General features: G+C 42.5%; 10 protein-coding genes and 1 pseudogene. 4 read left to right on the forward strand and 7 right to left on the reverse strand.

Features of this window, described 5'->3' with window-relative positions; all coding sequences use genetic code 11:
- Positions 1 to 146 precede the first annotated feature (146 nt).
- Both M1F26_RS05435 and M1F26_RS05440 read left to right on the forward strand, forming a co-directional pair.
- Positions 147 to 770 carry an SDR family oxidoreductase gene (locus tag M1F26_RS05435; RefSeq protein WP_140171137.1) on the forward strand — a complete coding sequence of 208 codons (624 nt, stop codon included), beginning with the start codon at positions 147 to 149 and terminating at the stop codon, positions 768 to 770.
- Between the two features lie 139 nt (positions 771 to 909).
- Positions 910 to 1,116, forward strand: coding sequence for a hypothetical protein (locus M1F26_RS05440; protein WP_227528911.1), 207 nt, complete (start codon positions 910 to 912; stop codon positions 1,114 to 1,116).
- A 99-nt stretch (positions 1,117 to 1,215) separates the two neighbouring features.
- Here the strand turns inward: M1F26_RS05440 and torD are convergent, their stop codons facing one another.
- The 3 genes from torD to torC are packed head-to-tail and all read right to left on the reverse strand — an operon-like array spanning position 1,216 to position 5,541.
- On the reverse strand, positions 1,216 to 1,830 hold the full coding sequence (gene torD, locus M1F26_RS05445) for a molecular chaperone TorD (RefSeq protein WP_140171133.1): 615 nt from the start codon (positions 1,828 to 1,830) through the stop codon (positions 1,216 to 1,218).
- A complete protein-coding gene (gene torA, locus M1F26_RS05450) occupies positions 1,827 to 4,373 on the reverse strand; it encodes a trimethylamine-N-oxide reductase TorA (RefSeq protein ID WP_140171131.1) in 2,547 nt (848 codons plus the stop codon). Before torA ends, torD begins: the two co-directional genes overlap by 4 nt.
- Positions 4,363 to 5,541, reverse strand: a complete 1,179-nt coding sequence (gene torC / locus M1F26_RS05455) for a pentaheme c-type cytochrome TorC (protein ID WP_140171129.1) — start codon at positions 5,539 to 5,541, stop codon at positions 4,363 to 4,365. Before torC ends, torA begins: the two co-directional genes overlap by 11 nt.
- A 136-nt stretch (positions 5,542 to 5,677) precedes the next feature.
- Here torC and torR point away from each other — a divergent pair, with 136 nt between their 5' ends.
- Positions 5,678 to 6,379 (forward strand): two-component system response regulator TorR, encoded by a 702-nt coding sequence (gene torR, locus M1F26_RS05460; RefSeq protein ID WP_004262356.1) that lies wholly within the window; start codon positions 5,678 to 5,680, stop codon positions 6,377 to 6,379.
- Here the strand turns inward: torR and torT are convergent.
- A complete protein-coding gene (gene torT / locus M1F26_RS05465) occupies positions 6,352 to 7,383 on the reverse strand; it encodes a TMAO reductase system periplasmic protein TorT (RefSeq protein WP_094961310.1) in 1,032 nt (343 codons plus the stop codon). The genes torR and torT overlap by 28 nt on opposite strands.
- Before the next feature lie 84 nt (positions 7,384 to 7,467).
- On the opposite strand from torT, the pseudogene torS reads away from it, so the two are divergent.
- A pseudogene (torS, locus tag M1F26_RS05470) lies at positions 7,468 to 10,222 on the forward strand (TMAO reductase system sensor histidine kinase/response regulator TorS).
- Positions 10,223 to 10,273: 51 nt separating this feature from the next.
- On the opposite strand, the gene cfa reads toward torS, so the two are convergent.
- From cfa to codB, 3 genes are all read right to left on the reverse strand, one after another.
- Complete coding sequence (gene cfa / locus M1F26_RS05475; protein WP_140171127.1) at positions 10,274 to 11,437, reverse strand: cyclopropane fatty acyl phospholipid synthase; 1,164 nt, start codon at positions 11,435 to 11,437, stop codon at positions 10,274 to 10,276.
- A 471-nt stretch (positions 11,438 to 11,908) separates the two neighbouring features.
- Entirely contained in the window at positions 11,909 to 13,201 is a 1,293-nt protein-coding gene (locus M1F26_RS05480) for a cytosine deaminase (protein ID WP_140171125.1), read from the reverse strand.
- Positions 13,194 to 14,441 (reverse strand): cytosine permease, encoded by a 1,248-nt coding sequence (gene codB / locus M1F26_RS05485; protein WP_004262339.1) that lies wholly within the window; start codon positions 14,439 to 14,441, stop codon positions 13,194 to 13,196. Before codB ends, M1F26_RS05480 begins: the two co-directional genes overlap by 8 nt.
- Positions 14,442 to 14,580 lie beyond the last annotated feature (139 nt).

Consider the following 14,580-nt stretch of genomic DNA (forward strand, 5'->3'; position numbering starts at 1 on the left):
TTCATCATCGGTGCTAGTCAATGGCGGGCTAAATAAATTAAAATAGCAAATGAAAATAAGGCGCATTATCATTAATGGTGTGGTAATTTAGTTTTTACCGATCACTATTAGATTAATATTTACTCAAAATGCTAAGGGATAAAGTAATGGCACCATGGTTAATTTTTGGCGCTGGTGGAAAAGGTGTTGGCCATCAGATTGCTCAGTTGGCAATAGCAGAGAAACATCCTGTCATCGTAGTTGTACGTAATAGGCAATCTGCAGCAGCGTTAGAGGCTGTAGGGGGGCAAGTTTTCATCGGCGATGCTTGTGATAGCGAGGTGGTTAAAGCTGCATGCCATGCCGCAGGAACAAATGCCACAGTTATTTCAACCATGGGAGGTACGCAAGATTATTTAGCTCACCGTACGGTGATTGATTGTGCCGAGCAAGCGGGTATATCTCGCATGGTGTTAGTTACGTCATTAGGCTGTGGAGATTCATGGCCTTATTTATCTGCTCGGTCACGCGCTGCGTTTGGTCAGGCAGTGAGAGAAAAATCCCTTGCGGAATCATGGCTACAAACTAGCTCGTTAGATTATGTGATTGTTCGCCCTGGTGGGTTATTACATGGTGAACCAACGGGAAAAGCAGTTCTTCAACAAGAGGTTGAAGTTCATGGTTTAGTGATGCGCGCGGATGTTGCTTCACATGTTTACCAGTTGGCTAAGCAAGGGGAATTGAAAAAACAAATTTATAGTGTGGTACAACCCGGTCTGACACCCTCTTAATAAAACCAAAGTTTTTTTGCATAGTGACAACGACATCATAACTATCCTCAATTATTTGTTTATTGCCTTAGACTCGCATAATTTTGAACAAGTTATTCAAATTTTAGGGGAACAAACAGAAAAGCATAAGGAGACAATCATGAATATTGCGCAACGATTGCAAGATAAAGGACGACAAGAAGGACGACAAGAAGGACGACAAGAAGGGCTGCAGGAAGGATTTCAAAAAGGCAAAGAAGAGGCAAATATAACAACGGCGCGGAATCTTTTGGAACAAGGAGTTAGTATTGAGATAATAATGAAAAGCACTGGGCTGAGCCGTGAAAAACTTATTTCTTTACAGTAACTCAGGTGTTATGACTCAGATTTAAAAGGGATATTATTTATCAATATCCCTTTATTTAATAATAGTTGAATAATATATAAATTATTTAAATGGCATCTGCTAGGTTTGCTTATCCCATTGAACTAGTGCTAACGACAGTTGACTCAAAGCGGCATAAAAACCAAACTCATCATACCGTTGGCAATTTTGGCTAAATATTGGTAGCCATTGCAGTAAAAGTGACAAGGTTTTTAGGCGCAATTGCCTTACTTTTTCTTGGTCCAAATGGGCTTCATTTAATGAAAAATGTAAGTGACTTAATAGCTCTAAAAAAATTGAAATATGATCAGAAGGCTCTCTAAATGCCTCATTAGTTTCCATTCCAGCCTCGGCTAATAAGTACTTAATTTGTTCATTACCTTGCTCACAGTTTGGATAAACTGAGGCGTAAGGTAAAGCTGATTGCTTATCAGACATTAAAAATAAGCTACAGAAGTCGGCGGCTAATTCGAGCTGAGCATCATTTCGCATCATTAGCGCTTTGATTTTTGTTTTAACCTCTTGAATTAGCGAAGTTAAAACAGGTTCCTGCTCGATAGTCGTAAACCAATCCATCATTTCGCTAGATTGAATCTGTGCTAACGTTGCATTATCTAATTCACGTGAGAACAATTGTGCTAGCCATGCATAAACACATGCTATTTGTTCTGGCGACAAAGTGATTTGTTTTGTCATTTGTTCACCTGTGATGCAGGAACATATTCACATTGAGCAACCATTTCAATTGGCCCATCGAATGCATTGACGTTATCCACTTGTCCTGTGTATTTTTCTATCTCCACTAAGGTGGTATGTGCGCTGGTGGCCTGCGCTAATTGAGAGGTTCCAATATCAAGCGTTAATACGTTTGGGTTTCCGTATTTGCACAGGGAATTGATTTCTCCACCCTTAGTCGGGTCATACCAAGCTCCTTCATGGATACGAGCAACGCCTTCTGTATATAAGTCAGAAACTACGGCTCCTGCTAACACTTGCCCGCGGTCGTTGAAAACACGAACAATATCACCATTTTGTATGCCTCTAGCTTTCGCATCTTGAGGGCTAATAAAGACCGGCTCTTTGCCACTCACAGAATAATATTGACGTAATACAGGGGATTCGCACAATTGTGAGTGTAAACGAAAATCGGGATGTGCGGATTGCAAATGTAGTGGCCATTTTTTTGAACCTGGACCACCATGAGAGCGTTCTGCTTTTTCGAACCACATTGGGTGACCTTGGCAATCATCATATTGCATATCAGCAATAGTTTTTGAGTAAATTTCAATTAAACCACTCGGTGTCCCTAAAGGTTCTAAGTCGGGATCTTCCCTAAATGCTTGATGACGAACAAACATTTGTGGATGTTCAAATTCCACATAGCCTTCTTTTTCCCAGAACGTATCGAAGGAGGGTAAATGGATACCACGGCCTTTTCCTTGTTGGCTGCCTTCTTGCCAAATGCGTTTTATCCAACCCATTTCGTCCAAACCTTCAGTAAAGGCTTCTTCACGACCAAAACGGCGGCATAGGTCACGTAAAATATCGAAGTCATTACGTGACTCAAACTGCGGTTCAACGAGTTGTTTCATCGCAATAATTCCACGATTTGAATGGTTACCGTATTGGTCAAGGTCATTACGTTCAAATTGTGTGGTTGCCGGCAATACGATATCGGCAAAACGACAGGTGGATGTCCATTGATTATCAATAGAGACAACCGTTTCTAGTTTGCGCCAACCTTCAATAATACGGTTAATTTGTTGGTGGCGGTGGAATGGGTTGGTTCCAGCAAACACACACATTTTTAGTGGAGGTAATTTAACTGCTTTACCGTTCCAGTTGATTGTTTTTCCTGGTTCTAAAATAGCATCAATAAAACGAGCAATAGGAATGGTGCTGCTGTAGCCTTTGTAGTCATTGTTATCATGAATAGGTGGCACTTTGGTTGAGCCGGAAAAACCACTTAAAATAATTCCCTGGCGGCTTGGGGTTCCTGCTCCATTATAGTGCCAACCGAAGCCAAATCCTCCACCCGGTAAGCCAATCTGACCTAACATCGCAGCCAAAACGACAATCATCCAAGACCATTGTTCACCATGTTGCATGCGTTGAACGCACCAACCTGCAATGATTTGGGTTCTATTTGCTGCCATTTGGCGGGCTAAGGCTTGGATTGTGCCGGCATCAATGCCACAAATTTCAGACGCCCATTGTGCATCTTTGGGTTGTCCATCTGTTTTTCCCATTAAGTAGGGAACAAATTGCTCGAAACCAACACAATATTCTTTTAAGAAGGTTTTATCATGCAAGTTTTCACTGTAAAGCGTGTGGGCGATGGCTAATTGCAGTGGAACATCCGCTTGCGGGTTAATTGCAATATGCTGAACATTGGTACGCCCAAGGTAATCATGAGTAGAGGTGATTATAGGGTCGATACTGATGACTTTTATCTCGCCACTAGCGGCTTTTTCTTTCAGTTGTTCATAATATTCATAAACGTCATGATCAGGACACCACCAGTTAGCTTGTTGGTTTTTAATCAGGTCAGAGCCCCATAATACGATGGTTTTACTATTTTTAAGGACTAGCGGCCAAGAGGTTTGTTGTTCATAAACCTCCATTGACCCGACAACTCGAGGTAAAATCACTTGTGCAGCACCCGTTGAGTAGTCTCCGCCAGTACTGACACTATTACCGTGCAGCGCAATGGCGCGGGCTAACATACCTGAAGCGTTGTGAAGCATCCCTGTCGATTGCCAGCCATTTGCAGTAAGTAATCCACTTGGTCCATAAGTTGTTTGAATACGTTCTAATTCTTGATAGAACAAATCAAGGGCCTCATCCCAAGAAACACGTACGAAGCGGTTATCACCTCGTTGTGAGGTGTCACTTAAATGGCGTTTACGTAGCCAGTCAACACGCACCATTGGGTAACGGATACGGGCAGTACCATGCACATGGTCAGGCAATCCTGCAATCATTTTTGATGGAAATTTATCGTGTTCAAAGGGTTTTGCTTCGATAAAACGACCATCAACTACGGTAGCGCGAATTGCGCCCCAGTGTGACCCAGTTAGAATGCCTTCTTGTACCATCGCAGTTTGTTCTCCAGCTGTTGCAGCGTTAGCCTTACGTGGTGTTAATAGGGAAGGGCCTAACATACCCGCAACAGTGAGCCCGCCAAGCTGGAACAAAAAGTGTCGACGAGAAGCTTGAAAAGTTGGATTATTTTTCATTCTGTACTCCGTTATCACCGTGTGAAGATCCTGCGGTATCAGATGCATTCATTTGTAAGTATTTCAGTAAGGTACGCTCTTCTCGCTTATCTAAGCTGGTAAAGCCAATCATGCCGTTTAATGTGCCTATCCAACCGTTAGCATCAAAGTGGGCAATATCTGGAGCACCATGGCATTGATTACAAGACCCGTTATATAAAGAGTCTGCATAAGCCCATATCGGTTTGATATCATTGACCATATCACCTTGCTGCATCCATGCAGTCGCTTGCAGTTTGCTCCATGAAGTATCGGTTGCAGCGACGACGGTACTTTCTAAATTTTTCACATTTTCTTGAACATCACCACGTATCGAAGCTACGAAAATTCGCTTGCCGGGGAATTCAGATAGAACTCGTTGGCGACCATCGGTTTCTGTCCACCCTGTGATTTCAACTTGTAGCCAATCGCCATCACGTTTTAGGACTTTCACCTCTGAGGCAGGAAGTAACGAGCCAGCGGGGTCTTTATCCCCTTTATTGGCATAAAGAGGTTTAATATCAAGTGAATAAAGAATATCAGCATCACTACTTGCTTTCGCTCTTAACTCATCAAATTGTTTACGAAAGCCACTGCTCATATCGGGTAATTGATGGGCAATCCCTTTATGGCAGTCAATACATGACTGATTTTCTTTCGCAGCGATTTGCATTTGGCGAGCTGCTTCTGGATTTTGTTTGGCGTGGTCCATCGAGTCATAATCATGGCAAGAGCGACAAGTAGCAGAATTATTTTCTTTCATGCGAGCCCACTCGCGTTCCGCAAGTTCGGCACGTTTGGCTTCAAATTTTTCTGGGGTATCTATCGAGTGAGCAATAAATGTTTGATAAATATCATTGCTTGCTTCGAGTTTCCGTTTAATCATGCCTGGAAGGTCGGAGGGAATATGGCAGTCATGGCATTCTGCGCGTACGCCAGATGCATTTTGGAAATGTACCGATTGTTTATATTCTTCGTAAACGGGTTCCATGCTATGGCAACTGACACAAAACTCAGTGGTGCTAGTCACTTTCATCCCAACATGGGGGACAACGATTAACGCAACACCTACTGCAATCCCGACAACGATTAACGTTAGCATTGACCAACGAGCACTTGGTTTTCGCAACGCTCTCCAGAGTTTCCGCATAATAGCCCCTGTAATTATATGGTTTAATACAGGCGATCTTATTGAGTTAATATGAATAGCGGTACTAGTCAGAATGAACAGCTTACGGCAAGATATGAGCAAATATGAACAGATATGAACAGAAGAGAGTATATCAATGACATCACATCATATTGTGGTTGTTGAAGATGAACCCGTTACTCAGGCTCGCTTACAGGCTTACTTTGAGCAAGAAGGGTATCGTGTTTCTGTAACGGGGAATGGCGCGGGGCTACGCGAAATTATGGACCAGCAAGCCGTTGACTTGATTCTGTTGGATATTAATTTACCAGATGAAAACGGGTTAATGTTAACAAGGGCACTACGTGAGCGTTTCACGGTAGGAATTATTTTAGTCACAGGTCGCTGTGACCAAATTGACCGTATTGTGGGTTTAGAAATGGGAGCCGATGACTATGTTACTAAGCCCTTGGAACTCAGGGAATTAGTCGTTCGCGTTAAAAATTTACTTTGGCGAATTGACCTTGCTAAGCCTTCGCAAGCTCAAGTTGTTTCACAAGATAATTGTTATCAGTTTGCTGGCTATTGCCTAAATGTTTCGATGCATACGCTCGAATTTGAACATCAGGCTATCAAACTCACACGGGCTGAATATGAAATGCTAGTGGCTTTTGTGACGAACCCGCGGGAGATTTTAAGCCGAGAACGTCTTTTACGTATGTTATCTGCCCGACGAGTTGATAACCCTGACTTACGTACCATAGATGTACTTATTCGCCGTTTACGCCATAAAATCAAAGCGGATTTATTAGTGACTCAGCATGGTGAAGGCTATTTTTTAGCCGCCGATGTATATTGATATACGGGCCTAAAGCCTCCTGGAGATAATGAGTTGCGTAAGTGTTCACTATCTGCGTTTTGTTGGGTAAGCACTAAAATCGGCGGGCTTATATTGTTTGGAACCGGCTGCTTTTGTAGTACTTTGATGGCTTGTTCAATCACTAGCTCACCTTGCCAAACCATTTGGTCGCTGGCAGCCATAATAATTCGGCCTCTTTTTAACCCGCGGTAGACTTGGTGAGAAAGGTAAAAAGAGACAATATTCAATGGGTTCGTTAAGTTTCGGCCTTCACCCATTGCGGCCTCAGCAGCAATAGCAGTGCCAACGACGACATCGACATCAGGGTTACGCTCTAACATTTCATGTAATAGATTGCGTTGAACCTCAAGGTCGTTATCTCCTTGCGCCACATCCACAATTTGTACTTGGCTACCTGCAATAGCTTCTCGGAATCCTTGCTCCATTTCATGGCTGCCTCCGGCATTTAATGGGCCAGGCATAAGTAAAACTTTCAATGGCTTACCTTGACTCCATTGGACTAAATAGCGCCCCGGTTGATAACCCATTTGAAACCAAGGTACACCAACGCGGGTTTTAATTGTTTTATCGTGTGTAGCATTGATGACTTCAATGACAGGCGTATTTTCTACCAGTTGGCTAAGGTTTGGAAAAGTTGTGGTGCTACTGCCTAGTAAGATGGCATCTGCTCCCCATTGTTGGCACTGTGTAATTTGCTTTTGTTGGGTTGCTAGTTGGTTATATCCACCGGCTTCTAATACGTTTAGGTCAATGCCATAGTGTTTTGCCGCTTTTTGCATTCCGTAATTAATTGATAACCAATAAGAATCTTTTAGGCTAGGATAAAGCGCACACAACTTCCATGTTTTTGTGGCGGTAACGGGATCATGTGGTTGCTGGTCAAAATGCAGTGTGTCACGCCACTGAATTAGTGAGCTATCGTGCGCCGTTGCTAGGCTCAACAACGAGTGAAATGTGAACAGTAGTAAAATCAATACACGCATGATAGCCTCACAAACCAGAAACCTTTATCCTAAATGCATTCTTGCTGCTAACTCAACCATTTTAATTTTTAGGCTAACCAAACCGTGAATTTATCACTAACTAGACGACTATGGATGGGCTTTGCGTTGATGGCTGCATTGACCTTTATTAGCACCCTTGTGGGGTGGTACAACTTACGTTTTGTTAGCCAAGTTGAACAGGCCAACACCGAGGCTCTGATCCCAACCATGAATATGGCAAGGCAAACTGAGTGAAGCGAGCGCTTGGGAGCTATTTTCTGCACAAAATCTCACAAATGCAGATAGCGAAAGTATTTGGTTAGCACAAGGACGAATGTTAACGGCGCAAAGCCTTAAAATCACTAATTTACTGAAAATATTAAGAGAACAAGGCTTTAATACACAAAATATTGAACAACAAGAAAAAGAAATTGCTCAGTCATTAAGCCAACAGGGTGAATTAGTTGGGCAGCGGTTAAAACTGCGCGCAGAGCAGCAACAATTAAGGCAGCAGATAATTACAGCGGCGGGAGATATCGCCCAAAAGGCACATGGTCAGGCAAACAATGCCGCCACCTCAGCGGGAGCAACTCAAGTCAGTATTTACGACCTTATTGAAAGGAAACAAGGGGAACAAGCACAACAAGCCCTTGATCAACTAATTGATATTGACCTTGAATATGCCAGCCAAATGAATGAGCTTCGATTAAGCGCGATGCGTGTACAGCAAATGGTACTTAATTTAGGTTCAAACCAGCCCCACCGCAATATGGCCGAATTAGAAAAACAGTTGAATTCTGCAGTTAAAATCTTACAACGTCGGCAAAAATATATTGAAGACCCTGCAGTGCGAGGCCAAGTAGAAAACGCGTTAAATAGCGTGAAGCGCTATACCGAGTTAATCGCGTTGTACCGGCAAGATAACGACATCACAACACGTTTACAGATTTTATCACAAAATAATATTGACCAATTTGCACGTTTTAGTAGTGAAGTAGCGCAATTAGTTGACATCATTGAGCTTCGTAACCAAACCGCATTGGGACAACTTAAACAAGCCAGTGAACGAGGGCAGAATTGGTTGTTAGCATTGAGTATTGTCTCATTACTCTCACTTATCTTGATCCTTTGGCGAGTGGTTTATCGTTTAGTGACAAAGCCGCTGGCACAGCAAACCCAAGCCCTTCAACGCTTATTAGAGGGCGATATTGACTCTGCATTTCCTGAAACTGCAGGGGTAAAAGAGCTTGATACGATTGGCCGTTTAATGGATGCATTTCGTGAAAGTGTTCATGCCTTAAATAATCAGCGTGAACAGCTAGCAGACGAAGTCAAAGCGAGGACGGCAGAATTGCGCGTGATGGTTGTTGAGCACCGCAAAGCTCGTTCTGAAGCAGAACAAGCCAATCAGGCTAAATCGGCATTTTTAGCGGCAATGAGCCATGAAATTCGCACTCCTCTTTATGGGATTTTGGGGACAGCGCAGCTGTTATTAGAAAATAAAGCACTTAACCAATATCATGATGATTTATATGCGATTACTGACTCAGGTGAATCTTTATTAGCAATTTTGAATGACATTTTGGACTACTCCGCAATTGAAGCAGGGGGACAAAATGTTTCCATCAATGATGAGCCTTTTGAGCCCAAGCCGTTATTAGAAAGTACTTTGTATTTAATGAATGCCAGTAATAAAAATAGTGCTATTCAGTTAGTTGCAGATATTGCGGATGATTTGCCGATTGCTTTACAAGGGGACCCGCTACGGATCCGACAAATTATCACGAATTTACTCAGTAATGCATTGCGCTTTACTCAAAAGGGGCAAATCACTTTGCGTAGTTGCCGTTATGGTAAATATTGGTTTATTGAAGTGGAAGACACAGGGTGTGGCATTGATAGCTCGCGATTTACTGATATTTTTAAGCCATTTGTGCAAGTAGATAGCCAGCGGGGTGGTACAGGACTTGGGCTGACAATTAGTGCAAGTCTAGCGCAAGCGATGGGAGGTGAATTGACGGTTAGTAGCCAGTTGGGGAGCGGGAGCTGCTTTCGTTTAACATTGCCGCTATGTATCACCTCTCATCCAGTGGGTAAATCGGCTGAGCTGCCATTAGACATGCGAGGTGTGAATTTATTACTCATAGAAGACAACCCATTGACTCAAAAAATCAGTGGAGAAATGTTAACCCGCAGTGGGGCTCAGGTAACCATTGTTGGCTCTGCTGCTGAGGCTTTGGCGACTCTACAAGCTGGTCAACAATTTACGGCGGCATTGGTGGATTTTGGCTTACCTGACATCGATGGTATCACCTTGGCTAAACAAATAGCGAAAACTTACCCTACATTGATTTTGATTGGTTTTAGTGCTCATGTGATTGATGAAACATTGCGCCAACGAACCAGCCAAGTTTTTCGCGGTATCATTCAAAAACCGGTACCAAGAGATATGTTAAATCAATTAATTGTTAAATATATTTCAGGTGGTGAATATACATTGTCTGATTCTGGTGTTCAGGGAGAAGTTATAAATTTACAACAACTTGCCAGTGATGCCGAATTAATGGGATTCCAGAAAATTCGCGAATGGGTGAGTATTTTTAAACAACATTCCTTGCCTTTGCTCGATCAAATTGACATTGCACGAGCAGAAAGTAACGCAGAACAAATAAAGCGCCTTGCTCACCAGTTAAAAAGCAGTTGTGCCAGTTTGGGAATGCAAAATGCAGTACAAAGCTGCGTATTATTAGAACAGCAGCCAATGGCGGATACCCAATTGAAGGATGATATCCAGCAAGGCTTACGGGCTATTGATCAATGGTTGAATAAAATACATTGACTCTTTAACTAGCCCGTAAGGTTAACAAAGATATATATTCAGGACAAAAGCTTAGCGAGCAACCCGTAGGCCCCCGGTCACACCTTGTGGGCTCCAAAGTATTTGCCATAATTGAATATCTCTCGCTCTAAATGCACCTGCACAAGCATTTAAATAATAAGAAAACATGCGTTTGAAGCGAGGCGTATAATTATCTTCGAGCTCTGACCAAGCCGCTTGAAAACGGGAATACCACGCCATAAGTGTATGGTCATAATCTGCACCAAAATTATGCCAATCTTCCATGACCAGTTTGCCTTCGCTGGTTTCGCCAATATTTTGTACAGACGGTAGGCAGCCGTTTGGAAAAATATACTTGTTAGTCCATGGGTCGACATTTACTTTATTTTGATTAGAGCCAATGGTGTGAAGTAAAAACAAACCATTAGTTTTTAAATTGCGTTGAATAACATCAAAGTAAGTCGCATAGTTTTTAGGCCCGACATGCTCAAACATGCCTACAGAGACAATACGGTCAAATTGGTCGTTGAGATTCCGATAATCGTCTAATTTAATATCGACATCTAAGCCTGCACAGCGAGCTTGAGCATATTTTTGTTGCTCAGCGGAAATAGTGACACCCGTGACAGAAACTCCATAGTTTTTTGCTGCATAGGCAGCGAGCCCGCCCCATCCACAGCCGATATCCAGTAATCGCATATCTGGTTTTAATTGCAGTTTTTCGCAGATTAAATTTAATTTTTGTTCTTGAGCAAGAGGGAGGTTTTCAGGAACCGTTTCTAAACCTTTCCAGTAGCCGCAAGAATATTGCATATAAGGGTCGAGCATCAGGGAAAATAAGTCATTCCCGAGGTCGTAATGTTCTTCTCCAACAATGCGAGCTCGTTTTAGGGTTTGTAAATTGCGAACGCGTGCGACAGCAATTTTCAATGTATCACTGAAATTATGAGGTATTTTTTTATCGAGCTTATGGCGTAATACATGTTGGAAAAATATGTCTAAACGTTCGCAATCCCACCAACCATCCATATAGCTTTCACCTAATCCTAATGAGCCTTGTTGTAGTACTCGTTTAAAGAATTGGTGGTTGTGAACTTGAATATCGAAAGGGCGGGAGCCATTAATTTTAATACCAGCTTCACTTAATAATTCAGCAGCAATGCGTTGCCAAGAATCGATAGTATTTTTTTGGTTAACGACTTGTTCAGTACTCATCTGATCTCCAATTTTTTTCAAAGTGGGATTCAGAGAACTTTATTTGTGACGTATTCGCGGTACAGCAAAACAGGAATATTGGCCACCGCTGCATGACAGTCAGTGTATTAGCGTTATTGTTGCTATAAATAAAGCTCAAATCCAGTTTCAGATAACTCTCTAAAAAATATAAAACGTTCGCATTGAATTTCAATAGAAATTGCGCTTAATACTTAGAAATGGCACTTATAACCAAAAAAGGAGTTCTTATAAGACGTTTATTTGCTCACCAAAGCTTTCAAGCTCTGCAATAAGTATTGGATTAAGTCTAGTATATAGGAATGAATTTTGTGTAAGAAATACGTCATTAGTTGCTTTTTATCCGATTAAGATTAGTTCTTCGGGCTGGTTTTATTTAAATTAATGATGAGCTATAAGACAATTGGCTCACCTACTGTTGTAGAGAGCCATTTTGGAATTAAAAATTAATGGTTAGATTTTTGGAGTATATCCATAACGGATTGTTTCCGTTTGTTCTAAATGAATTTGGGTTACCGCAGGTTGGGTATTGGCAATCACCTGACCATCACGAACCGAATAACGTACAGGAACTTGACGGCGCACGGCATCGAAGCCATTTTCTGCAGGTAAAATCAATAAACTAGCGCGTTTTCCTTCATTCACACCATAATCTTGCAAGTTCAACGTACGTGCGCTGTACTCACTAATCAGTTTCAGCCCATCATTGATTTGCTGGTAACCCATTAATTGGCAAACATGTAACCCCATATGCAGGACTTGCAGCATATTAGCTGTACCAAGTGGGTACCAAGGGTCAAAAACATCATCGTGGCCGAAGCAGACATTAATATCTGCGGCTAGCATCTCTTTCACACGCGTAATCCCACGGCGTTTGGGATAAGTATCAAAGCGGCCTTGTAAGTGAATATTCACTAGCGGGTTAGCCACAAAGTTAATCCCAGACATTTTTAGCAGACGAAATAAACGGGAAGTATAAGCGCCATTGTATGAATGCATCGCAGTAGTATGGCTTGCCGTGACGCGAGAACCCATCCCCTGTGCATGTGCTAGCGCTGCGACAGTTTCCACAAAGCGGGATTGTTCATCATCGATTTCATCACAGTGGACATCAATCAAACGGTCATATTTTTGTGCTAAAGCGAACGTTTTATGGAGTGATTCTACACCATACTCACGAGTAAATTCGAAATGTGGAATAGCACCAACGACATCGGCTCCAAGGCGTAGTGCTTCTTCTAACAAGGCTTCGCCATTTGGATAAGACAAAATACCTTCTTGTGGAAAAGCAACAATTTGCACATCAACCCAAGGCGCGATTTCTTGTTTTACTTCTAACATCGCTTTCAGTGCGGTTAATGTTGGGTCTGACACATCCACATGGGTGCGAACATGTTGAATACCATTGGCAATTTGCCATTTAAGGGTTTGCCACGCGCGGTTTTTAACATCCTCGTGGGTAAGCATCGCTTTGCGCTCCGCCCAACGTTCAATGCCTTCAAAGAGTGTTCCAGACTGGTTCCAGCTTGGTTGCCCAGCGGTTTGAGTAGTATCCAAGTGAATGTGTGGCTCAACGAAGGGCGCGGTCACCAAACCACCTTCACCGTCTAAGCTGTTTGGCAATATTTCGCCTTCAGGTTGTGGAAGGATAGCTTGAATTTTTTGGTTGTCGATATCAATACGCCACAGCCCATCACGCTCGGGTAAACGGATATTATGGATATGTTTGATAGTTTGATTAAGCACGGGTCATCTCCGAATCAGTAGTATGGCGGCGATTTAATAATGGGTTAAGGATAGCGTAACATAATGCACCACCCAGCACGGCATTGACAGGGACAATACCTGGTAACCAGTTACCTGCGATAACCCCAGCGGCAACAGCGATTAATGCACTGATGTTGACATCACGCATTTTACTGCGGTCAAAGGTTTCGTAGCGGTGACGGTACATGAGGTAGTCTGCGATGATAATTCCACCAATAGGGGGGATAGCCGCTGATAAGAAAGTTAGCCAGCCGACAAAATTATTATATAACCACAGTGCGCATAACGTTCCTACCAGTCCATTGACAATGGATAAGGTTTTGCTGGATAAGCCGGTGATATTGGCAAACCCCAAGCCTGACGCGTATAGGGCGTTATCATTAGTTGTCCAAATATTTAGACCTAAAACGATAATTGCGGGTAATAGCAAACCTTGAGCAATCATCACATCAGAGATATCTGCCATACCTAATGATGCGGCGCCAGCGGCGCCAAAGATAAACATCAATGAGTTACCAAGGAAAAAGGCAATAATAGCGACAAGTACTGCAATTTTAGGTCTTCGCCCGAAACGCACAAAATCGGCCGTTAATGTTCCTGCACTCACAAAAGAGCCTACAACCATGGCTAACGCAAGGTTAAAATCGATGGGTTTTGCGGGGACGACAGCCTGCAATGCACTCATTCCACCCATATCAGTGATAGCAAGGTAAACGGAGTAACTACCAAGTATCGCAATGGCAGGAACAGCAACGATTGACAGAACTGTAAGAGCAGAAATACCAAAAAACACAGTAACGGTCATTAAGACCCCGGAAATACCAATTAACCAGTTGATATCCCAGCCTGTTGCTTTACCAACAGGAATGGCAAACATCGCAACACCGACACCAAACCAGCCAACTTGTGTGCCGCCTAATAGGAAAGAGGGGAGCCATGAGCCTTTAATACCAAAAGAATAACGAGCAAGAAGGTGAGTGGTTAAGCCTGTTTTAGAACCAATAAAACCAAGAAATGCGGTGTAGATACCAAGAAGAAGATTACCGATAAGAACTGCGAGGAAGAAATCATGAAAATCAAGACCGGTACCGAGAGCGCCTCCGGTCCACATACTGGCGGAAAAGAACGTTAAACCTAGCATCACAAAGGTTAATGCTAGTCCGCCTTTCCGCGCTGATATGGGCACGGGGCCATGGCTATAATTTTTATCGTCAGGCACGATTGTCTCCAGTTATTTTTTTCAGGCCAAAAAAATCCGACGCATTTTATAGCCATCAAAACAAAAAGCAAACGTTTTCGTCAATGATTTAAAATAATTAATGTATTCAAGAATAATTTTATTTATGGAATTAAAAGTA

It is taken from the genome of Providencia sp. PROV048, from assembly GCF_033688165.1.
Lineage (GTDB): Bacteria > Pseudomonadota > Gammaproteobacteria > Enterobacterales > Enterobacteriaceae > Providencia > Providencia hangzhouensis.